Source organism: Pseudomonas luteola NBRC 103146 (genome assembly GCF_002091675.1).
Classification (GTDB): Bacteria; Pseudomonadota; Gammaproteobacteria; order Pseudomonadales; family Pseudomonadaceae; genus Chryseomonas; species Chryseomonas luteola.
In genome coordinates this window covers 74,801-97,096 of sequence record NZ_BDAE01000010.1, presented here as the reverse complement: position 1 = coordinate 97,096, position 22,296 = coordinate 74,801, and the positions used below count along the sequence as shown (strand labels likewise).

Below are 22,296 nucleotides of genomic sequence, written 5' to 3'. Positions count from 1 at the left end.
TTAGGGGCGACGATGTCGCCCTGGCCCGCGGCTTTCCCTGCTCCTTGGGCCGCGGGCTTTTTCTTGTTACGGCTCACTCCTGGCGAGCGGATCCTGCTGAAGCTCAACGGCATTCCAGCCACCACCCATTGCAGCAATCAACTGAACGCTGGTAACCAGACGACTACCCAACAGCGTCAGGTTGGTGCGTTCGTTGTTTAATGCCGTGGTTTGCAGCGTTACTACGTCCAGATAATCGATCAGACCTGCACGGTACTGATTTTCTGCCAGACGCAGCGACTCCCGCGCCGAATCCAGTGCCTCCTGCCTTACACCGGATTCCTGATTAAGAACGTCCAGCTCAACCAGGTAATCTTCGACCTCCTTGAAACCGTTGAGTACCGCCTGACGATATTGGGCAACAGTCTGATCATAAGATGCTTCGGCCTGCTCGACCTGTGCACGGCGTGCGCCGAAGTCAAACAATGTCAGATCGAACGCTGGCCCGATGGACCAATAACGGTTAGGGGTGCTGACCAGATTACCCCACTGGCTGTTTCGATAACCGCCCGAGGCTGTCAGGGAAAGCGTCGGGTAATATGCCGCCTTGGCAACACCGATCTGGGCATTGGCAGCCATTACCTGCCGCTCAGCCTGAGCAATATCCGGACGACGCTGCAACAGCTCGGACGGCACGCTGGCAGGGATGCCGGGCACGGTCGGTACTGTCTCTACTGCCGCCAGACTGAACTCAGATGGCGGGACACCAATCAACACAGCAATCGCATTTTCCAGCTGCGCACGCTGGTACTTGAGGTCAATGGCATCCGCCTGGGTACTTTTGAGCTGGGTCGTAGCCTGGGCAACGTCCGAACGCGTAGTCATACCGGCGCGATACTGGTTTTCGGTGACCCGTAGTGACCGCTCATAGGCCTGCACCGTAGCATCCAGGAGCCGTTGCTGGGCATCCAGAACCCTCAATTGCAAATAGTTCTGTGCCAGCTCCGATTGCAGACTCAACTTGGTAGAGGCCAACTCGGCCACGCTGGCTTGCGCCGATCCTGTTTGGGATTCCACGCTGCGGCGAATGCTTCCCCACAGGTCAAGCTCCCAGCTGACACCAAGACTGGTGGTGTAGCTGTTGGAAGTAGTGGCGCTGCTGGTGCCTTGTGGCAATGTGACGGTCGTTCCTGTTGACGTCTGATACTGATAACTCGAACTGCTTCCACCGCCCTGCCCCGAGCGTGTTGCACCAGCGCTTCCGGTTACCGCGGGAAGGAAGGAGGCGCGTGCTTGGCGTACCAGAGCGCGTGCCTGGCGATACTGGGCTTCATACTGGGCCAGTGTCTGGTTGGAGTTCTCCAGGCGCTGCATCAGACCATCAAGGGTGCTGTCTCCATACACCTCCCACCATTGCCCCCGCTTGATGGCATCGCTGGGCTTGGCCATCTGCCAACCTTCAGCATGCTTAAATGCGATGGGCGTAGTGACCTGGGGTCGCTGGTAATCTGGTCCCACTGTGCAGCCACCCACGGCTAAGGCAAGGGCAAGTCCCAGGTAATGGGGACGAGCTGAAAACGACATCATGATGATTTCTCCATGGGCGCATGCGTGCGCGAGCCTGCTCGGCGTCCCGCCCAACGGCGGTTAAACCAGTGTCGCAGACGGTCCAGATACAGGTAGATAACGGGAGTGGTATATAACGTCAGCAACTGACTGCCAATCAAGCCACCAATGATAGTGATCCCCAGCGGCCGACGCAGCGGCGCATCACCGCCCATGCCCAGAAGCAAGGGCAAGGCGCCAAGCACTGCAGCCAGCGTGGTCATCATGATTGGTCGGAAACGTCTGACGCAGCCATCCAAAATCGCCTCGCGAGGCGCCAGCCCCAGACGCCGCTCGGCATCCAGCGCAGAGTCCACAATCATGATGGCATTCTTCTTGACGATCCCGATGAGGAGGATTACGCCAATAAGTGCGATCAAGGTGAACGGCGTATTGAAGAGCTGCAGCGCCAGCAAAGCTCCAACGCCCGCCGAAGGCAGCGTCGACAGAATCGTCAGTGGATGAATATAGCTTTCATACAACATACCCAGCACGATATACACCGCAACCAGGGCAGCCACAATAATCAGGGGCATAGCGCTCTGGGACTGCTGCGCCATGCTGGCATTTCCCGCAAACGCCGTCTGTAATCCAATCGGCAGCTTCAACGGTTTGATCGCGTCACGGATCGCATCCCTGGCCTGACTGATACTTACATCAGGCGCGAGATCGAAGAAAAACGTCGACGCGGCAAACTGACCGTCATGGGCAACCCGCAGCGGAGCGTTACTGAACCGATAACGAGTGAAGCTGGAAAGCGGGACACGATTACCCTCGCTGGTGACCACATACACCTGGCTCAAGACGTCCACACTCTGCCTGTACTGATCACCCACACCCAGCACAACGTGGTACTGGTTGCGGTCTTCATACATGGTCGAGATTTGCCGCTGCGAGAACGAGTTGTTCAAGACGGCATTAATCATCTGAATGTCGACGCCGTACCGGCTGGCCGTGTCTCGGTCGATGTCCAGCGATAGCTCAACCCCCTTGTCCTGCGAATCGCTGTTCACAGAAATGATCTGCGAGACCTTTCGAAGAGCAGCCTCGATCCGTGGATTCCAGGTACGCAAAAGCTCCAGGTCGTCACTTTTGACCGTGAATTGATAAGCACCATTTCCTTCCCGCCCTCCGGCGCGAAAGTCTTGTGACGCCACCAGGAAGAGGTTGGCACCAGGCACCTGAGCTGCCGCGGCTTTGCGCAGCCGCATGGCGACGGTCTCGACTGGATCGCGCTGGGAGATATCCTTGAGCGTAATGAAAAACGACCCGCTATTGGTGGATGAGCCGCCAGGCCCTCGGCCTCCGGTAAAACCCAGCACATTGTCGACCGCCGGATCGGCCATGAGCACTTTCCGATAAGCCTCCATCTTGCTCTGCATTCCACTGAAGGAGATTCCCTGATCCGCCACGGCATAGCCACGCAGGCGGCCGGTATCCTGATCCGGCAGAAAACCCTTGGGTACTACGGCATACAGGTAAAAGTTGAGCGCAATCGTGGCGATCAGAATCAACAGCATGAGAAGCGAGTGATCCAACGCCCAGGCAAGGCTTGCCCGATAATACCGGGACATTGCTGCAACCAGACGACTCGTCTTTTGCTCTACAGGCGTTTCCTTGCGGGGCCGGTGCGCCCTGAGAAGCCTGGCGCACAGCATCGGCGTAAGCGTCAGCGATACGACCATCGACACCAGAACGGCAACCGATAGCGTCACCGCAAACTCGCGGAACAGGCGACCAATAATGCCCGTCAGCAACAGAATCGGCAGAAAGACCGCCACCAGCGACAGGCTCATGGAAAGAACCGTGAACCCTACCTCGCGCGCACCCAATAATGCGGCCTGATAGGGTTTCTCGCCCTCTTCGATCCGGCGGGCAATATACTCCACCACCACAATGGCATCGTCGACTACAAATCCGGTACAGACGATCAACGCCATGAGCGACAGGTTATTGAGCGAAAACCCGCACAGATACATCACCGCAAAGGTGACCACCAGAGAGATTGGTACGGCAATGCTGGGGATCAATGTCGCACGAATGTCCCGCAGGAACAGGTATACCACCAGAATGACCAGGGCGATGGAAATGATCAGCGTAAACTCGGCTTCATGCAGCGAATCGCGAATGCCGGGGCTACGGTCATCCATGATGCTCAGCGTGACGTCCTTGCCCAATGTCTCCTGTAGCGTTGGCAACTGCTCCCGGATACCGTCGATGGTTTCAATGATATTGGCGCCGGCCTGCCGTGAAATCAGAATGAGCACCGCCGGAGAATTATTGGAGAAACCAAGGTTGCGGGTGTCTTCGACTGAATCGGTAATGGTGGCTACATCGTCCAGGCGCGCCACTTGACCATTACGGGTGCGAATGATGAGCGGTCGATAGTCACTCGCCTTGTTCAACCGGGAATTGGCGTCGATTTGCCAATGCAGATCGCCGTACTCAAATGCGCCTTTAGGCGAATTGGAATTGGCCGCATTGATCGCGGTACGAACATCGTCTAGAGACAAGCCGTATTGGTTGAGCGCATCCGGGTTCAGATCGATCCGCACGGCAGGCGACGAACTGCCGCCTACGCTGACCTGACCGACCCCTTTGGCCGAGGCCAGTTTGAGGGCGACCGTATTGGATGCCAGATCATAAAGCTTACCCTTGTCCAGCTTATCCGACGTGAGCGCCAATACCATGATAGGCATATCGGCCGGATTGATCTTACGGTAGGTCGGATTGCTGGGCATTCCCGTGGGCAACGAAGGCACCGCCGCATTGATGGCAGCCTGAACCTCACGCGCGGCACCGTCGATGTTCTTATCCAGATCGAACTGGATGATGATGGTGGTACTGCCCTGAGAGCTGGTGGACGTCATTTCAGTAATGCCCGAAATACGTCCCAATGAGCGTTCCAGAGGTGTAGCCACTGAAGAGGCCATGGTCTCGGGACTGGCTCCTGCCAGAGTGCCGCTGACCACAATGGTAGGAAAATCCACCTGTGGTAACGGTGCAACTGGCAGCAAACCGAAAGACAGCCAACCGGATAGCACGATAGCCAGCGTCAACAACAAAGTCGCAACCGGTCGCCGAATGAACAGTGCCGAAAAATTCATCGGATTTCCCCGGAGAAATCCAGGTTATGCCGATAGCGCCAGCGGTTGAATCGTGTGGCTAACCGGCCAAACGCCAGGTAAATGACCGGAGTGGTAAACAAGGTCAGCAGCTGGCTAACCAGAAGACCGCCTACCATCGCAATACCCAGCGGCTGGCGCAGCTCGGCGCCTGCACCGCTGGCCAACATCAATGGCAAGGCGCCCAGCAAGGCAGCCATGGTAGTCATCAGGATCGGCCGGAAGCGCAGCAGACAGGCTTGGTAGATAGCCTCCTCTGGTGTTTTACCCTCTTCCCGCTCAGCTTCAAGGGCAAAGTCGATCATCATGATGGCGTTCTTCTTGACGATACCGATCAGGAGAATGATGCCGATGATGGCCACCATGCCGATGTCCTGCCCAGCAATCCAGAGTGCCAGCAACGCTCCTACCCCGGCCGAAGGCAGCGTCGATAGAATCGTGACGGGATGGATAAAGCTCTCATAAAGAATTCCCAGCACAATGTACATGGTGACCACTGCGGCCAGAATCAGCAGTAGCGTGCTCGACAGGGAAGACTCGAACGCCAGCGCTGCACCCTGGAAATGGGTATCAACAGTTGCCGGCATCTTGAGATCCTGCTCCGCCTGACGGATCGCTTCCACAGCCTCACCCAGCGATACACCTTTGGCCAAGTTGAAGGAAACTGTCGCGGCAGGTAGCTGCCCGGCATGGTTGATCGCTAGAAGGGTATTGCGTTCCTCTACATGGGCGATGGCCGATAGCGGCACCTGCCCACTGGTTGTAGTGGTCGTGCCGTTGGTAGTGGTCGTCGTGGAGCTTGGCACGTAGATCTGCGTCAGCGCCTGCGGTCCCAGCTGGAACTGCGGCCCCACTTCCAGTACGACCCGGTACTGGTTGGACTGAGTGAAGATAGTTGAAACCAGGCGCTGACCAAACGCATTGTACAATGCGCTGTCAACATCGCTCAGGCTCACGCCCAGCCGAGACGCGTTATCCCGATCAACGCTGATATAGGCCTGCAGGCCGCGCGGTTGCAAGTCACTGGCGACTTCCGTCAGCTGCGGTAGCGTCTGCAAATGCTCGACCAGCTTTGGAACCCAAGTCTTGAGCGTTTCCAGGCTCGAGTCGACCAGACGGAACTGGTATTGCGTACGACTAACCTGATCTTCCACCGTTAGATCCTGTACCGGCTGCAGATAAAGCTTCATGTCAGGCGGATCGGCCATCTGGTCCTGAAGGCGTGTAATGATCTCCGAGGCAGATACATCTCGGGCATCATGAGGCTTTAAGTTGATCAACATGCGCCCGGTATTGAGGGTCGGATTATCACCATCAACTCCGATAAATGATGACAGACTGTCGACCGCAGGGTCCTGCATGATGATCGAAGCCAGCGCCTGTTGCCGCTTGGCCATCCCTTCAAAGGACATGCTTTGCGGGCCTTCGGAAATTCCCTGAATCAGGCCTGTGTCCTGAAGCGGGAAAAACCCCTTCGGCATGAAGAGATAAAGCACCGCGGTCAGCACCAGCGTACCGATGGCAACCATCAGTGTTAGCGGTTGATGCCGAAGAACCCAGCGCAAACCTGTAGCGTATCGATGGATCATCCCGTCGATAACGGCTCCGGCCTTGCGCGAGAATGCGCTCTGCTTGTCTTCCGGCACATGGCGCAACAGTTTCGCGCTGAGCATCGGCGTAAGGGTCAGCGAAACCACGCAGGAAATCAGAATGGAGACAGCCAGCGTAATGGCAAACTCACGGAACAGCCGCCCGGCAATGTCACTCATGAACAGAAGCGGGATCAGTACGGCGATCAGCGAGAAGGTCAGCGAGATGATCGTGAAACCTACCTGCTTTGAGCCTTTGAGTGCAGCCTCAAGTGGCGATTCTCCCTCCTCCAGATAGCGGGCAATGTTTTCGACCATGACAATGGCATCGTCAATGACGAAGCCGGTAGCGATCGTCAGCGCCATCAACGACAGGTTGTTGATGGAAAAGCCAGCCAGGTACATGACTCCAAACGTACCGACCAACGACAACGGCACAGCGACGCTGGGAATCAGCGTCGCCGAGACGTTGCGCAGAAACAGGAAAGTCACCATGACCACCAGTCCTATGGCCAGCACCAGTTCGAACTGAACATCACGGACCGATGCCCGGATAGTGGTTGTGCGATCCGTCAGCACCATCACATCCAGGTTTTCCGGCAAGGTCTCCTGCAGGGTTGGCAGTAGCCGCTTGATCTGATCCACAACCTGAATGACATTGGCGCCGGGCTGCCGCTGAACGTTCAGAATGACTGCAGGAGTGTCGTTGGCCCAGGCAGCCAGCTTGTTGTTCTCAGCCCCATCGATTGCCAACGCAACGTCTTTCAGCCGTACAGGCGCACCGTTCTGATAGGCAATGACGAGGTTTTTGTACTCATCGGCTGATTGCAACTGATCATTCGCGTCCAGTGTCGATGAGCGTGTCGGTCCGTCAAAGCTTCCCTTCGGCCCGTTCTGGTTGTTGTTAGCGATGGCGGTCCGCAGATTTTCCAGACTCAAACCATAGGCCGCCAATGCAGTAGGATTGGCCTGAATCCGAACAGCAGGACGCTGCCCGCCGGATAGGCTAACCATACCAACGCCACTGACCTGAGCGATTTTCTGCGCCAGGCGGGTTTCCACCAAGTCCTGAATCTTAGGCAAGGGCAGGCTGCTGCTGGTGACTGCCAACGTCAGAATCGGGGTGTCGGCCGGATTGACTTTGCTAAAGATCGGCGGCTGCGGCAGGTCGTTGGGCAGCAGGTTATTGGCGGAGTTGATCGCCGCCTGTACTTCCTGCTCCGCCACATCCAGATTACTGTCCAGACTGAACCGCAGCGTTATGACAGAGGCGCCTCCAGAGCTGGTGGAAGACATCTCCTCCAACCCAGGAATCTCCCCTAATTCTGACTCCAACGGCGCGGTCACGCCTGAGTTCATGATTTCAGGGCTGGCTCCCGGATAAAGGGTCTTGACCTGAATGGTGGGATAATCAACTTCTGGCAGCGAGGCTACAGGCAACAACCGGTAAGCAATAATACCGGCCAGCAGAACAGCGACCATCAATAAGGTGGTCGCTACCGGCCGAAGGATAAAAAGACGAGACGGGTTCATTCACCGGCTCCGCCGCCTAACGTGGCCTCATTGGCGTCCGGATCTGACTTGGGCGCAGTTTCCGTAATAGGCTGAGTAACCTTGACTGTCTGGCCGTCACGCAGGCGGTCGAGTCCTTCTGTCACAACAGTTTCACCGGCATTCAGGCCTGAGCGGACCTCTACTTGCTCGCCCTGTATCTCGCCCAGGCTGACTTTGCGCGTTGCAACCTTATTGCCTTCGCCAACGACGAAGACGTAAGGCCCTTCGTCGTTACGTTGAATGGCCGAGATCGGAATGACAATGACATCGCTCAGCTCCAGCGCATGCAAGCGGACATTAACGAACTGATTGGGAAACAGAGACTCATCCTGATTATCGAAGCGAGCCTTGAACTTGACCGTGCCCGTGCTGGTATCGATCTGGTTGTCCACCGTTACCAGCGTACCCGTTGCCAGAACCCTGTTTCGCCCGCGGTCCCATGCCTCTACGGCCAGCGGCTTTCCGGTCGCCATCTGGCGACGCACCGTGCTGAGCTGATCCTCAGGCAGGCTGAATGTCAGGGCAATAGGCTTGGTTTGGGTAATGGTTACGATCGGCGTAGTGTCACCGCTAGCCACCAGATTACCCACGTCCACCTGACGCAGACCCAACCGGCCGCTGATGGGAGCCCGTACTTCGGTAAAGGTCAGGTTCAGTCTGGCATCGGCTACCTGCGCTTCGCTGTTCTTGACGGTTCCCTGATACTGAGCAACCAGCGCCTGCTGTGTATCCAGTGTCTGCTTGGCTACTGAGTCTTCCTTGAAGAGCTGGCGATAACGCTCCAGATCGATCTGTGCATTCTTCAGCTGAGCCTGATTCTCCTGCAAGGTGCCCTGGGCTTGTGCCAGCGCCGCCTGATAAGGCCGCTGATCGACGACAGCCAGTACGTCCCCGGCCTTCACCTCCTGCCCTTCAGTAAACAGTACCTTGGCCAACTGACCGTCGACACGGGCATGAACTTCAACCGTGTTGTAGGCCGTTACCGTGCCCAATGCATTGAGGTAAACCGAAAGCGTCGTTTTTTCGGCCTTTCCTGTGCTCACGATCATGTCTGTTGGAGCCATGGAACCACGGCGTCCGGCTCCAGCCGGCCCTTTCTGCTCAGTTTGAGCAGCGTTACGACCGGTAGGCCCCGCCTGTTCGGGTGATTTACCTAGAAAATGCCATGCAGCTACAGCGCCAACCGCCACCACCACAACAGCAATCAACAAAGGAAATTTGGAGCGAGAACGTTTGGAATTGAGGGAATCGCTCATGAACGCCACAGCAATAAGTTTCGGAAAGATAACGGTAAGCCGCAGCCTTCATCAGGCCAAGCGGATTTACGCGTTGTTTACATACAGGATTGAATGGTGCGGAGCAGCAAGCAATACACTGCCGCCAGAATGTCATAAGAGTATGACGGAACGTTGGATTCTGCCTTGCCTTGTTACATCTTGAAGCGCATCGACTTCATGCATCAGCACCCGGGCCTTGATCGAGGCCCGAGTGCTTTTCTTCTATCTTATTTCAGCGCTGCGATAGCCGCTTCGTAGTTGGGCTCCTGCCCAATTTCAGGCACCAGTTCGCTATAAAGCACCTTATTATTTTCATCCAGAATCACTACCGCACGTGCGGCAAGACCCGCCAAGGGGCCGGACGCGATGGCAACACCGTAGTCTTTCAGAAACTCGCGACCACGCAGCGTGGATAGGTTAATTACATTTTCGATGCCTTCCGCACCGCAGAAACGCTTCTGGGCAAACGGCAAGTCAGCTGACACGCACAGGATCACGGTGTTTTCCAGCTTGGCGGCTTCGGTATTGAACTTGCGAACCGACATGGCACAGGTCGGGGTATCCACACTGGGGAAAATGTTCAGCACCTTGCGCTTGCCGGCAAAGCTTTCCAGCGTGGTATCGGCCAGATCGCCATTGACCAGGCTGAATGCCGGTGCGGACTGACCCGCCTGAGGCAGAGTACCTTCAATCTGAACCGGATTACCGCGAAGAGTGACTTCTGTCATGACCTGTTTCCTACAATTGAATGGAACATCAAGTAAACACGCTTCGCCTCAGGCTTTAAAGCCTGAAGACCTGTTTATTGCAAATCATCCCTACCGTGCACTAACGGGTCACTACCCAAGCGTTACCCTGTTGCCCGACCAATACGATCGGGCAACCCTGGCGGGTTAGAAGTCTCGCTTGTAGAAGAAATCCAATGAGCTGGCAATACCACTGGCTGCTTCAAGATACAGCTGCTTGGTAAGCTGATAACGCAAGGCGACCGTATTGGCCGGCTCGAAGACGCCTACACCGTATCGAAGCGCCAAGCGGTCGGTAATATTGCCTGACGCAACGACACTGGTCTTGTCGCCTGTCCCTTCGGTATCCAGCTGAAAGTTCTGTACGCCCAAACGCTGCGCCAGCTCACCCGCCGTGGATGACCCTCCGGCAAGGCCCAGCGCAAGTGCGGCCTGCCCCAACATGTTGTTCTCGCCTTCGTCGTTGTTGGTCAGCGGGCGCCCTAGAACAATATAGGCCAAGGCTTGCTCCTGGCCCATAGTAGGGTCCGAAAACACCTCGACGCGTGGCTGGTCGGCCAGACCTGACAAACGTAACCCTGCGGTTACGTCATCCACGACACGCACCGCTTCCACATCCAGGAACGGTTGAGCGATCGGACCCTGGAAGAATATACGCGCCCGCCGAATAGTCAGTCGCTGACCGTAAGCACGGTAGCGACCATCCATTAAACGAACTTCACCGCGCGTATCCAGGTTGTCACCAATATGCACGTTCCCTTCAAGGTTGGCAGTCAGACCGAACCCTGAAAACGTGAGCTTGTCCTGGCCCACCAGTACATTTACATCCATGGACAGCTGGGTCTCCTGCTTGGGCGCAGGCGCTTCCTGTCCAACGATTACCGCATCATTGGAAACCTTGACGGTAGACGGTGGCAACTCCCGAACCGTAATGGCACCGCTCGGCACGCGAACCGTACCCTTGAGCGCCAGACTACCGTTCTGCATGACAATATTCAGGTCAGGCGCCACGATAAGGTTAGCATAGGGCTCAACCACAACAGGAAGACGATCGCCACGTACGGCGACATTCATGTCCAATCCATCCGCCCAGGATATCGCTCCACTCACATTACCCTGGCCGCGCTCGCCGCTGCGCCATCCACCGCTCACGTTCGCTTGGTTCCCGGCAATCAGAGCAGTCAGCCGAAGATCCTGAAGACGGGTTGGAACGATACCGCCTCCGACCTGACCATTGCTCAAATCGATCCGGCCATTGATCGAAGGTTGAAGCAGCGTACCGCTTACCTGACCACTACCGTCGATTCTTCCGTCCAGCTGCTCAATACCTGAGACAAACCCTTTGGCAATGGCTACATTCAACCCGCGCAGATCGAAGCGCCCTGAAACAGGCTTGTCATCAGGTCGTGGATCAATCTGTGCATTCAGGGTGAGGTTGCCAAGCTGCGGGCCATTAAAATCCAATGAGACACGCACATCATCGGGGCGCAACGTACTATTGAGCTTGAGCGTGTCATAGGCAAAGTCTGCCCACTGGCCGTCGGCGTTACGTGCTCTTAGCGTCCCTGTGCCTGCGTCGACTGTAACCGTGCCGTCTGGCCCGCTCTCAGGAAGATCAAGACGGATATCAGCATTAAGCGCACCTTGCCAGCCAAAATCCTCGGGCAGGAAAGGTGCCAGTCCGGCAAGGTCAAAGTTGCGCAGATGGTAGCGTAGCCGTGGTTCCGGCATCAGGCGCTGGTCTTCCCCACAGAGCGAGGCTTTACCTGATAGCCAGCAGTGCTGGCCAAGCGTCAGTTGCCCGTTTGCCAGACGCTCAAGGCTTGCAGGGTTTTGCAGGCGCCAGTCCTGGGGACCACTCTGGACAGCACCTCGAGTAAGCCGCCCTCGCCAGTTCATCGCATCATCGAGCGTACCCTCCAGGGCAAGCGCCAGATTTGCCAGCGGCCCTTTTACATCAAGCGTGACTGCCTGCTGATGACGGTTACCCTGTCCATCGAGCGTCACACGTCCAATGTCGCTAGTGCCTGCACGCACACCGGAGGTTAATAGCTGGATTCGTCCCTGCTGACGCGCATCAAGCGTACCTTTAAGGCTCAAGGCCGCCAGCCGGTTGGTTTGATAGGCAACCTCTCGCCCATTCAACACCAGCTCCCCTTGCGGCGCCTGCTGAGTTCCGCGCAAATCCACTTTTCCATTAATGGCGCCAGCCAGACCAGGCCATAACTGGCCGAGACGAGGCAAGTCGATATCCAGGTGCCCTTTCCATTGCTCGGCCAGCTGACCGCTTCCCTGAATGCGATTACTGCCCAGACGGACAGTCAGGTTATCAAGATCCCATTGCTTATCCTGACCACGCGCCTGCGCTGCCAGCTGAGCAGGTTGACCTCTCAGCTGTCCCTGCAGTCCCAGATCAGCCGTTACACGCAGCTGCTCACCCTTGATTTCTCCTTCACTGCGTAGCGGTCCGCCCAGATTGCCAGGCAGCTGGGCGACCCAGAATGCAGGATTAAACTGGCTGAGGTTCAGGTTTGCCTTCCAACCAATGCCATCAGCAAACCGGACATTCACCTGCCCCTCGGCACGTCCTTGCCCGGCATGTAGATCCAGCGACGGCAAATTGATCTGTGTGAGATCACCCGTAAACGGCGTTACCAGTGTGAAATCACCGGCAGGCCCCGTTAGTGCAGCGTCCACATTTCCGATATAGCGCTCATCGGCGTACTGAACTTCACCTTTCAATCGACGCAGCGCTACGGGCGGCTCCTCAATCTCCGGGTACAGCCGACGCCATGGGAACTCATTCCAGTTGATAGTGGCATTCGCATTGAGTCCTTCCGACCAGCCTGCTTTGCCGCTCAAGACGACTTTACGCTGCTGCCCCGCATCGAGCGTCAGTCCTTTAAGGTCTGCACCTTCTGCCGTAACGGTGCCATCAAGCTTCAGGGCGACGTCACCTCCTTCACCCGGCAATACAGACGTGCCTACCAACTTATATCCATCTGTAAGAGTGCCGTTTGCAGTCAGGTCGAGCGCGTTGAACGTCAGGGTCTTTGGCAGATCCTGTGTTAGCTTGAAACCGTTGGCCGTCAGATGCAGCGAAGCCGGCACACCCTCTGCCAAAGGCTGCACGTCGCCTGTCAACCGGCCCGGCAGGTAGCCGCTGCTGTCGGCCTGAAGAGTCAAGCTTCCCTGCAGATCACCTTCCACATGTAAGGTCAGTGGCCACTCCTGCTGGTCAGGCGCAGGCAGACGGGCATTGGCGTCCGCCGTCAAAGGCCATTTCCCGGAAGGCTGCAACGTCCCGGTAAGGCTGAGCATCATGTCGTCGCGGTGCGCATCCAGCTGCTCAATGACCAGGCTGCCACCCTTAGAATGAGCGCGTAGCGTGGCGTTTGCGAACTGCTCATTGCCATCGAGCGTAAACCGTCCTATGCGTACATCACCCAGCTGAACGTCTACCGGTAGCTTAAGGTCAGGTAACGTAACCGGCCCCTCATCGGGCGTCTGCTCCTCGGTAGGCGCCAGATCGAGATTGATCTCGCTGGCTACGAGCGTATCGATGCACAGTGTTCGCTTGAACAGGCAACCAGGCGACCAAGCGAACTCAGGAGACACCAGCCTAACCTGCGTACCGGCCTGAGCCCAGGTCAGCGTGTCGGCCTTCCAGTGCCCTCCCAATCGACCCGTATAGCCTTCCACTGCAAGCCCGGGAATCCGGCCCAACACCCAACGGCTTCCAGACTCGGTTCCCAATAAAATGGTCACGCCCAATACAAGAACAACGACAACCGTCAGCAGCGTGGCGCCAACAATCTTGAGCGCACGCATCATAATTCCGGCCCCATCGAGAAATGCAAACGAAAGCCACCTTCTTCATCAAGGCCATGAGCCAGATCGACACGTATGGGCCCCACTGGCGAAACCCAACGGATACCAAGGCCGATACTGGTCTTGATATCCGGATTATCGAGCGCATTGAACGCTCCCCCCTGGTCGACAAAGGTCGCCAGTCGCCATTTATCCTTGAGCGGATACTGGTACTCAACGCTGCCCGCGACCATGTATCGTCCACCGATTCTGTCTCCGTCGGAGTTCGTGGGCGATAGCGTCTGGTAGTCATAACCCCTGACGCTCTGATCACCACCGGCAAAGAAGCGCAGCGATGGCGGAATCTGCTTGTACCCATTGGTGGCGTTGCCGCCGACCTGAACCCGCCCTAGCAGCCGGTGCCCATCGGCAAAAGTAGTCAGGCCACGCGCCAGCGCCGTCACATGCACCATGTTGGCGTCGGACACGATGCCCTCTTTGGCAGCCGAGACACCAAACTGCAGTCGGTAACCATGGCTGGGATCAATCCGATTATCGCTGCGCAGGTAGGAATAATCGACACCCGGCATGAGCAGTGTCGATAGACCCGAATCGTCTCCCAGACGGTATTCCTCTCGCTGGAGTTTCAGGGAGAGCACCCGTGTCCAGCCGCTGGGCAATTTGCGATGCCATTCGGGCCCGACGGTGAGCAGGCGACTCAGCGAATCGTCATCGGCGATTTCTTCATACTGATATCCCCCCGCCAAACGGAATTTATCGTTGATGGGGTCGCGCCCGGGAATGTCATACCAGGCGCCGATGTTCTGACGTGGCGCGGAAAGCTCCATCTCCGCGCCCAAGCTATGCCCCTGCGCATTGAGCCAATGTCGATCCCAGGTTGCGCGAACACGCGGGCCGACGTCGGTAGAGTAGCCAAGCCCCAACCCCAGCGTACGTGGCTTGCGAGTAGTCAGGTTCACCATGACCGGAATCGTCTGGTCTTTGGCATCTGCCGGAATAGCGTTGACGCGCACGCTGTCGAAATAACCGCTTCGGAGCAGCGTCTGCTGAAGCTCAGCAAGGGTTTCCGAATCATAGGGCTCGTCTGGCTTGAACGGCACCATGCGATTGAGCAGGTCTTGATCGAATGGAAAATCCCCTTCGTATTCCACGTTACCCAACCGGTAGCGAGGTCCGCTTTCGTAAACCAGTGCAATGTCTGCGTAGCCAGCCTGCGGATCGATGATCAATTTCTGCTGGGTGAAGTACCCACTGAAGAAGCCATAACGTGCAGCCTGATTCTGGATCAGTGTCTTGGCATCTTCATAGAAGCCATGATTGAGCTGAGCGCCAGACTTCAGATTGGCACCATCGGGCGACTTGAATGACTTGAGTTGCCGCGCCGGACCTTCCACGCGGATATCTACCTGGCGCAGTCGAACGGGCTCTCCAGTCTGGATATCCAGTATCAGCCGAGGCGTCTGCCCTGTCTCGACCCGGCTATCAATCTGCGCATGGTAGTAGCCCAGTGCCTGGGCAGCCTGCTCCGCCTGGCCTTCAGCCGTACGCCGCAGCCGTTGCAAGGCAACCGCGTCCCGATCGGCAAGGCTGCCTATATACGCAGAAATGTTATCCCGCAGCGCACGATTATCAGGCGTAACGTGCACGGTGAGTTCGGCCGCTTGGGCCATGGCGACGCCGCTCATTAAAAGCAGGCCGGCAATACTGAGTCGGAGTCGTAGATGAAAAGTCATGACGCGATGCTACCGGGCGAGTGGTCGTGAGACAAACGCAGCGTCGTGGCGTTCATCGGCTATACCAGCGAAGCAGGCTCGTCATGAAGCCGTTCTATACGCTAGGATGGCCATTTTACCGAGAGTCTTCTTCGCCCATGAAGATTGTTTGCTTTAATATCAATGGTTTGCGAGCACGTCCTCATCAGCTGGCTGCCTTGATCGAACGTCACGCACCCGATGTTATCGGGCTTCAGGAAACCAAGGTCTCGGATGACCAGTTCCCGCTGGCTGATATCGAGGCGTTGGGCTATCACGTTCACTATCACGGGCAGAAAGGTCACTATGGCGTAGCACTGCTTTCGCGCCAGGCACCGCTGGAGATCCACAAGGGCTTCCCCAACGACGGCGAAGAGTCCCAGAAACGTTTCATCTATGGCGTTTATGCCGACCATAACAACCAGCCGGTCGTCATTATGAACGGCTATTTTCCGCAGGGCGAAAGCCGGGACCATCCTGTCAAATTTCCCGCCAAGACCAAGTTCTATGCAGACCTGCAGCAGCTTCTCGAACAGCGCTACTCCACCAACACACCGCTGCTGCTAATGGGCGATTTCAATATCTCACCTGAAGACTGCGATATCGGCATTGGTACCGATAATGCCAAGCGCTGGCTGCGTACCCGCAAATGCAGCTTTCTACCCGAGGAGCGCGAGTGGCTGGCCAAGCTCAAGAACTGGGGGCTGGTTGATAGCTTCCGCCACCTCAACCCTATTGTTGCGGATCGTTTCAGCTGGTTTGATTACCGTAGCAAAGGATTTGAAGCGGAGCCCAAGCGAGGTCTTCGCATCGATCTGATCCTGGCCTCGCAAGGTGCCCAGCCTCGCCTCAAAGACGCCGGTATTGACTATGACATCCGTGCCATGGAAAAGCCCTCTGACCATGCCCCTATCTGGGTTGAGCTGACCTGACGCGATACAGTGGTCTGCTCAAGCAGGCCACTTCACAACACAATAGTGGCAAAAAGCTGCCGTTGTAACGTTTTCGTCATTTTTCCCTTTTATGCTGCCCGCGTCTCATTTCCAGGGTAGCTGTAGGAATATGAATTCCGCCCGTCAGGATTCCATCCGTTGGAGCCGTCTTCTTGTCAGCGCGCTTCTCGGCATCGTTTGCACCGTCTCATCATGGTCGACCGCGGCGCAGCCATTACCGCTTCGCACAGATGGCAAACCGGTACTGAGTATCCATGGCTCCAACACCATCGGCGCTCAGCTTTCCCCGCTCATGGTCGAAGGCTTTCTCAAAACACATGGGTTCGAGACCATAAACAGCCGGACTGGCAGTCATGAAAACGAACGTATCATTATTGGCAGACGCGCCAACGGTGATCAGGTTCGCATCGATATGGCGGCGCATGGATCGAGTACCGGCTTTGCCGATCTTATTCATGGCGATACCGATATCGCTGCTGCCTCACGACCTATCAAGGACAGCGAGGCACTCGAACTCAAGCGCTTGGGTAATGTACGAGATGCCGGATCCGAGCATGTCATCGGTATTGATGGCATCGCTATCATCCTGAACGCGGCGAACCCATTGACCACGCTTTCAACCGATGAGTTGGCCCGACTCTTTTCAGGCGATGTGAAGAACTGGAAAGACATTGGGGGTTCACTAGGTCCTGTTCACTTGTATGCGAGAGACGACCAATCAGGCACCTTTGATACCTTCAAGGAACTGGTCATGTCCTCTCATGGCAAAAGCCTTTCGCCTACGGCTACGCGTTTCGAATCCAATGACGAGCTATCCGACGCTATCAGCCAGGATCCATATGGAATCGGCTTTGTCGGACTGGCTGCTGTAGGCAAGGCAAAAGCCGTATCGATCTCTGACGGATCGGCGCTAGCCCTCCCCCCAACGGTTACCACCGTTGCTACGGAAGACTATCCCCTCTCACGTCGTCTGTTCCTCTATAACAAACCCGACGAGAAAAATCCGTGGGTAAACGCCTTCATCCGCTACGCTCAAAGTTCGGAGGGGCAAAGATGGGTCAGCAAGAGCGGATTCGTGGCTCAAGAAGTACTGGCGGTCCAGCCCGTCGTGCCGGCAGATGCGCCAGCGTTTTATCGTCAGCTTGCCGACCATGCGCAGCGCCTTTCGGTCAATTTTCGCTTCGCTGAGGGTAGCGCCACGCTGGACAACAAGGCCAACCTCGATATCGAACGTCTGATGACCTACCTCAGAGAAAATGACAAGCTCGACAAGAAGGTAGCACTGATTGGCTTTAGCGATACAAAGGAAGACTTGAAGCGAGCCGAACTGCTCTCCAAGCTACGCGCCATGGCCGTACGGCGGGAGCTGAACAAGGGTGGCGTGATGTTCCATGACATCGTAGGGCTGGGCGATGCCTTGCCTGTAGCAGCCAATAGTGATGAAGGCCGGATGAAGAACCGGCGCGTAGAAGTGTGGGTCTATTGAGATGACGAAGCCAACCGCTTTGTTAGATTCAACCCTACCTCTATGGAGGTGTGACGCCGGGCCCCTCTGACGATCACCCGATCGCCATGTCGGAGTCACCTAACGACATCGACAGGATCGATCATGCCCGACGCATTTGATTTCCTGACTACGCCCTTCATGGGTGCCGCCGCTTGGCTGTGGCTGAGCTTTCTTATCATCGTACTCTTGCTTCTGATCTTCGATCTGGGTGTCCTCCAGCGCAATCATCACGAAATAGGCATCAAGGAGAGCCTGTTGATGTCGGCAGGCTACATCTCGTTCGGGATCGCCTTTGGTGGATGGATCTGGTACGAATTTGGTGCCACTCGCGCCCTTGAATATTACACAGGCTATCTGGTCGAACAGTCGCTTTCGATGGATAACGTCTTTGTCATGGCGCTGATCTTCAGCTTTTTTCAAATTCCGCGTAAATACCAGCATGAAGTCCTGTTCTGGGGTGTACTCGGCGCCATTGTCATGCGTGCCATCATGATTGGCGTTGGCGCTGCGCTGGTACAACGCTTCGATTGGATCCTTTATGTATTTGGCGCGTTCCTGTTGATCTCAGGAATCAAAATGCTCTTCAGCCGCCACGACGACCAGCCCGACCTGGCCCAAAATCCCATGCTGCGCTTCTTGCGCAAGCATATCCGCGTGACGGATCAGCTCCATGGTGATCGCTTTCTGATACGCAAGGAAAAGGAAGGATCCAGCAAGCCCCTGGTCTACGCCACCCCGCTTCTCTTGGCGTTGATACTCATCGAAATGGCGGACCTGGTTTTTGCGGTGGATAGCGTTCCGGCCATCTTCTCGATCACCCAGGAGCCTTTTATCGTTTACACATCAAACATTTGTGCCATTTTGGGCCTTCGAGCGCTTTACTTTGCCTTGGCTGCCATGATCAGCCGATTCGCCTATTTAAAATATGCGCTGGCGTTGGTGCTCATTTTCATCGGGGCCAAGATCTTTGCGCACTCCCTCATTGGCCCAATCCCGGCACCGCTATCCCTGGGTGTAACCTTTGGTCTGCTGGCTGGTGGTATCGTGTTGTCGTTGTTCAAGACACGGCAACCCTCACAGCCTACAGGCTCTCCAAGAGATCATTAACTTTCGGAAGCCTTATAAATAACGCGTCCAGACCATCTCTACCGTAGGGCCGGGTCGTCCGTCATACATTGAGCCGTTTGTCATCCCTCCTGTCCCTACAGGTGCATTTCCGGGGGCTTGCTCAGGAGAATAGGTTGCAGGCCAGCCAGAGGTATCAATCGTCGTAGTGCCTCCCATCTGTTGGGTGGCCCCTCCCTGGGAGGCAGAGGTCAGCGTACCGTGAACCCGGGTAGTGCTATTGGTTACGACATTGTTGCCCGCCACGACACTGCCATATACATCATTAACAAACAGATCAAGGTTCGAACCCAGCGTAATAGTACCGCCTACAAACGAACCTCCTTCATAGCTGCCTGCTAGAAAGGCCAGATTACCTTCGGCTGAAGGCTTATACGTACCGGCAGCGGTATCACACAGGTTTCGTGGAAACAGTCCTTTCAGATCATTACTGATAGCGAGCCCGTCTTCTTGCCGAGCTACTGCGGTGCAGACAGGACCGTATCCGGCATAATTCACGGCAACCGTCTTGTTTCTGCCGGAAGTCCTTATGTTTCCCGTTGCAATCATGGAGTTGTAATAGACACCGCTGCCTGCATCGAGATTACCCTTGAACCACAGTACGCCCGGCGCCAGCGTTCGCCCACCCAGATACCATGTGCCCTGCTGGTAGGTAATACATCCATTGAAAGATGTCTCGCCCTGGCACAGCGTACGATTGGGCTGAGCGGGCACCGTACAAAAGCCGTCACTGCCAACTGCGGTACAGAGATAATCCCTGTAGCCACGCAGCAAGGTGGAAGGGTAGTTCCCTAGGTAATAAGTGCCGTCAGCGATACCTTGTACATTTCTGACGGTAACCTTGCGCTGAGTACCTACCATCTCGAATTCATAGTTGGCACTACTGCGCAAGGCATAGGCATCTACCTTGCTAACTTGAGCGGACGTAGGCGCAGTAACGGCAGTGACGGTTACTGCTGGTACGGCCACTGAATAGCCAGCAGTGCTGATTACGTTTATCCGTGATTTCGAATTCGGGTCCGCGGTAATGCTTCCGCCTACTATTCCGGCCGAGACCGCACTTCTGTTTCGGGCGTCTAGACTGCCTCGACCATCCAGTCGATTGGCGATTGTACTAGTGTCTAACGTTGTAGAGCCCTGAGTCTTGACAGCTTGCACCGTAGCACTGGTCAGCTGCACATCACCCTGATTGTTAATGACCGTGCCATTATTGCTACCTGAATAGATGACTCTACCGTTGGCATTGAGCGCCCTTGACGCCTCGCTGCTGGTCCAGACAATATCCGCCTGTGTATTTATCGTACTGACAGCACCACTTTTTACTGTCACGGTCCCAAGCGCATTTGCAACACTCACAGCAGTCGTTTTAACCAAACCGGCAGCAGTTGCCAGCGAGGCCTGCCGGAAACCATTAAGGGTAATGGTTCCGTTGGCCGTAACGTTAGCGCTACTGGCTGAGTCGTTTAACGTCACGTTTTTCATCGCCCTAACGGTCAGTGCTGAAGCAGCGTCATTCAGCGTGATATTGCCACTGGTTGTTAACGCGCTCATCGATGTTGTGCCACCTATTACGATGTCGTCCGTTGCGCTGATGGCATCCAGTCCCTGTACGTTGCCGCTAAGATTGACCTTGCCGTTAACACTGACGTTAGCCTCTTGGGGGCCGGTGAAAATAAGAGTGCCACTCCCAAGGTTCAAGTCGGTACTGGTGCGAATGAGCGGCGGCACGGTAGCCGGCGTGTTTACAGGTGCCGGACTGGTCGAGCCCGTCGATGTGCCTGGGGCGGTTGTAATGTAATCCAGCGGCTTGACATTATAGACTGCCTGCACGATAGCCGTGGAGTCAGCCGCTCTACCTGTAACATTCGCTACGATTCGATATTGACCGCTTTGCGGCTTTGTCTTGGAAAGCAGCTCGACCTTGATCCCTGTCGTACCACCCACAGCAATTTCTCCCGCCGCAAGCGCCTCCAGATCGTTTGTAGATCGGTTTGTCAAAAATTGCCTCAGCAGCTCCACGCCTGTCCAGGCCTTCAACTGGGCTGGCGTTGTTGCATGAACCGCCAGCTGCCGCTCCTGCGTGCCTTGCACCATGTACATCATGCCTAGCGCTGCAATGGTCAGCGTCATTCCAGTCAGCAGAATGACCATCAGTGAGGCGATACCTCTTTGGCGAGCCGGAAAGCTAATCATGGCGCGAAATTCGACAGGCACGTGGTAAAACTAATCGTCAGCGGCTCAGGCTGCGGCTCCAGATCCAATACAGGAAAACGCACCTGTACCGCATGAACCCCTTCATTTGTACTAAAAGGCCAACACGTCGCTTCGACCACTTGCATATAGGCGCCCTGTGTATCGCTGCCCATCTCGTTGATCAGGGCAGCCATGATCCAATCCAGCGATGCCCACACCTTCGCACTTGTGCACTTCATGGGTTTGAGCAGTACAAGCCCTGAGGAAGTCGAGACCAGACCGCTGCATTGATAGGCATCCGCGATCGGAGCAGCCGTAATGGTGCTGGCATTGAAGCCCCAGATAATCGCGTTTCCCAACGACCCTTTAATCGGGTCCGCTTTGGTAAAATCGATTACCGTTCCACCCGATAATTTGCGCACATTGTTTTCGTCTGCCTTGGACAGCACTGCATCACGGATGAAGACCAGATCCGTACCTAGTTGAGGTCGCTTGGTACCAGTTACCGGCAAACCAAACCCTGCCTGTTGCAAAGCGATCTGTGCAGTCAAAAGTCCCGAGGCTTTCTGCCCCTCCACCTTAGCCAGGCTTGCCGACTCTACACTTACACCTACCAGGGTCCGGTATAGCGACAACATCGCCAGTATGGTAATCAGCGAAATTACCATGCCTATCATGAGGCTGATCAGGTTGAATCCCCTCTGACGACTGCCTGTCACAGATCGCCCACCTGAATGGGCAGACCAAATACCTCCTGATCCATGGCACGGGTCTGTAGCATAACGTGTTGAGGAGACGCATCTACCGTGCGTCCACCCAGCGAAATAGCACCCGACGTCGTCGTGCATTCCACATCCAGTGGAAATGGGGAACCATCAATGGGTGAATAGACAATGGCTTTGCTATTGGCGCTATTACCTGGACAGAGCGTTGTTCCATAGACATGCAGCAGGTTGCGCATTTGCACCACGATATAGTTCTGGATATGCAGGTCTGTTTGCGTCTGCTGAATACGCGTGGCGATATGAATCATGCCGATGCCTATGATTGACATCAGCAAG

13 protein-coding genes are annotated in these 22,296 nt (G+C 55.9%); 3 read left to right on the top strand and 10 right to left on the bottom strand.

Features of this window, described 5'->3' with window-relative positions; genetic code table 11:
• Window positions 1-66: 66 nt before the first annotated feature.
• The 7 genes from PLU01S_RS13010 to PLU01S_RS12980 form a co-directional block, all read right to left on the bottom strand.
• Complete coding sequence (locus PLU01S_RS13010) at window positions 67-1,566, bottom strand: efflux transporter outer membrane subunit (protein ID WP_139208807.1); 1,500 nt, start codon at window positions 1,564-1,566, stop codon at window positions 67-69.
• Entirely contained in the window at window positions 1,563-4,691 is a 3,129-nt protein-coding gene (locus PLU01S_RS13005) for a multidrug efflux RND transporter permease subunit (RefSeq protein ID WP_074826611.1), read from the bottom strand. The genes PLU01S_RS13010 and PLU01S_RS13005 overlap by 4 nt, the downstream gene beginning before the upstream one ends.
• Window positions 4,688-7,831, bottom strand: a complete 3,144-nt coding sequence (locus PLU01S_RS13000) for an MdtB/MuxB family multidrug efflux RND transporter permease subunit (protein WP_074826614.1) — start codon at window positions 7,829-7,831, stop codon at window positions 4,688-4,690. The genes PLU01S_RS13005 and PLU01S_RS13000 overlap by 4 nt, the downstream gene beginning before the upstream one ends.
• Window positions 7,828-9,108 (bottom strand): MdtA/MuxA family multidrug efflux RND transporter periplasmic adaptor subunit, encoded by a 1,281-nt coding sequence (locus tag PLU01S_RS12995; RefSeq protein WP_074826616.1) that lies wholly within the window; start codon window positions 9,106-9,108, stop codon window positions 7,828-7,830. The genes PLU01S_RS13000 and PLU01S_RS12995 overlap by 4 nt, the downstream gene beginning before the upstream one ends.
• A gap of 248 nt (window positions 9,109-9,356) precedes the next feature.
• A complete protein-coding gene (gene tpx, locus PLU01S_RS12990) occupies window positions 9,357-9,857 on the bottom strand; it encodes a thiol peroxidase (RefSeq protein WP_010798387.1) in 501 nt (166 codons plus the stop codon).
• 165 nt (window positions 9,858-10,022) lie between these two features.
• Complete coding sequence (locus PLU01S_RS12985) at window positions 10,023-13,706, bottom strand: translocation/assembly module TamB domain-containing protein (protein WP_074826618.1); 3,684 nt, start codon at window positions 13,704-13,706, stop codon at window positions 10,023-10,025.
• The gene (locus tag PLU01S_RS12980; protein ID WP_074826620.1) at window positions 13,706-15,439 is read right to left on the bottom strand and encodes an autotransporter assembly complex protein TamA; all 1,734 of its coding nucleotides are present in this window, start codon (window positions 15,437-15,439) and stop codon (window positions 13,706-13,708) included. The genes PLU01S_RS12985 and PLU01S_RS12980 overlap by 1 nt, the downstream gene beginning before the upstream one ends.
• Window positions 15,440-15,576: 137 nt before the next feature.
• Here PLU01S_RS12980 and xthA point away from each other — a divergent pair, with 137 nt between their 5' ends.
• The 3 genes from xthA to PLU01S_RS12965 all read left to right on the top strand — a co-directional run bounded on the left by xthA (window position 15,577) and on the right by PLU01S_RS12965 (window position 19,024).
• A complete protein-coding gene (gene xthA / locus PLU01S_RS12975; RefSeq protein WP_074826623.1) occupies window positions 15,577-16,389 on the top strand; it encodes an exodeoxyribonuclease III in 813 nt (270 codons plus the stop codon).
• Window positions 16,390-16,519: 130 nt separating this feature from the next.
• Window positions 16,520-17,896: a phosphate ABC transporter substrate-binding/OmpA family protein gene (locus PLU01S_RS12970; protein ID WP_074826625.1), complete on the top strand. Its 1,377-nt coding sequence runs from the start codon at window positions 16,520-16,522 to the stop codon at window positions 17,894-17,896.
• Window positions 17,897-18,019: 123 nt separating this feature from the next.
• Window positions 18,020-19,024 (top strand): TerC family protein, encoded by a 1,005-nt coding sequence (locus tag PLU01S_RS12965; protein WP_074826629.1) that lies wholly within the window; start codon window positions 18,020-18,022, stop codon window positions 19,022-19,024.
• Window positions 19,025-19,036: 12 nt separating this feature from the next.
• Here PLU01S_RS12965 and PLU01S_RS12960 read toward each other — a convergent pair whose 3' ends face one another.
• Genes PLU01S_RS12960 through PLU01S_RS12950 form a run of 3 tightly spaced genes read right to left on the bottom strand, consistent with a single transcriptional unit; the run spans window position 19,037 to window position 22,289 of the window.
• Window positions 19,037-21,256 (bottom strand): DUF342 domain-containing protein, encoded by a 2,220-nt coding sequence (locus PLU01S_RS12960; RefSeq protein WP_139803982.1) that lies wholly within the window; start codon window positions 21,254-21,256, stop codon window positions 19,037-19,039.
• Window positions 21,232-21,954 (bottom strand): PilW family protein, encoded by a 723-nt coding sequence (locus tag PLU01S_RS12955; protein WP_074826635.1) that lies wholly within the window; start codon window positions 21,952-21,954, stop codon window positions 21,232-21,234. Before PLU01S_RS12955 ends, PLU01S_RS12960 begins: the two co-directional genes overlap by 25 nt.
• Window positions 21,951-22,289, bottom strand: a complete 339-nt coding sequence (locus tag PLU01S_RS12950) for a hypothetical protein (protein WP_139272271.1) — start codon at window positions 22,287-22,289, stop codon at window positions 21,951-21,953. Before PLU01S_RS12950 ends, PLU01S_RS12955 begins: the two co-directional genes overlap by 4 nt.
• Window positions 22,290-22,296 lie beyond the last annotated feature (7 nt).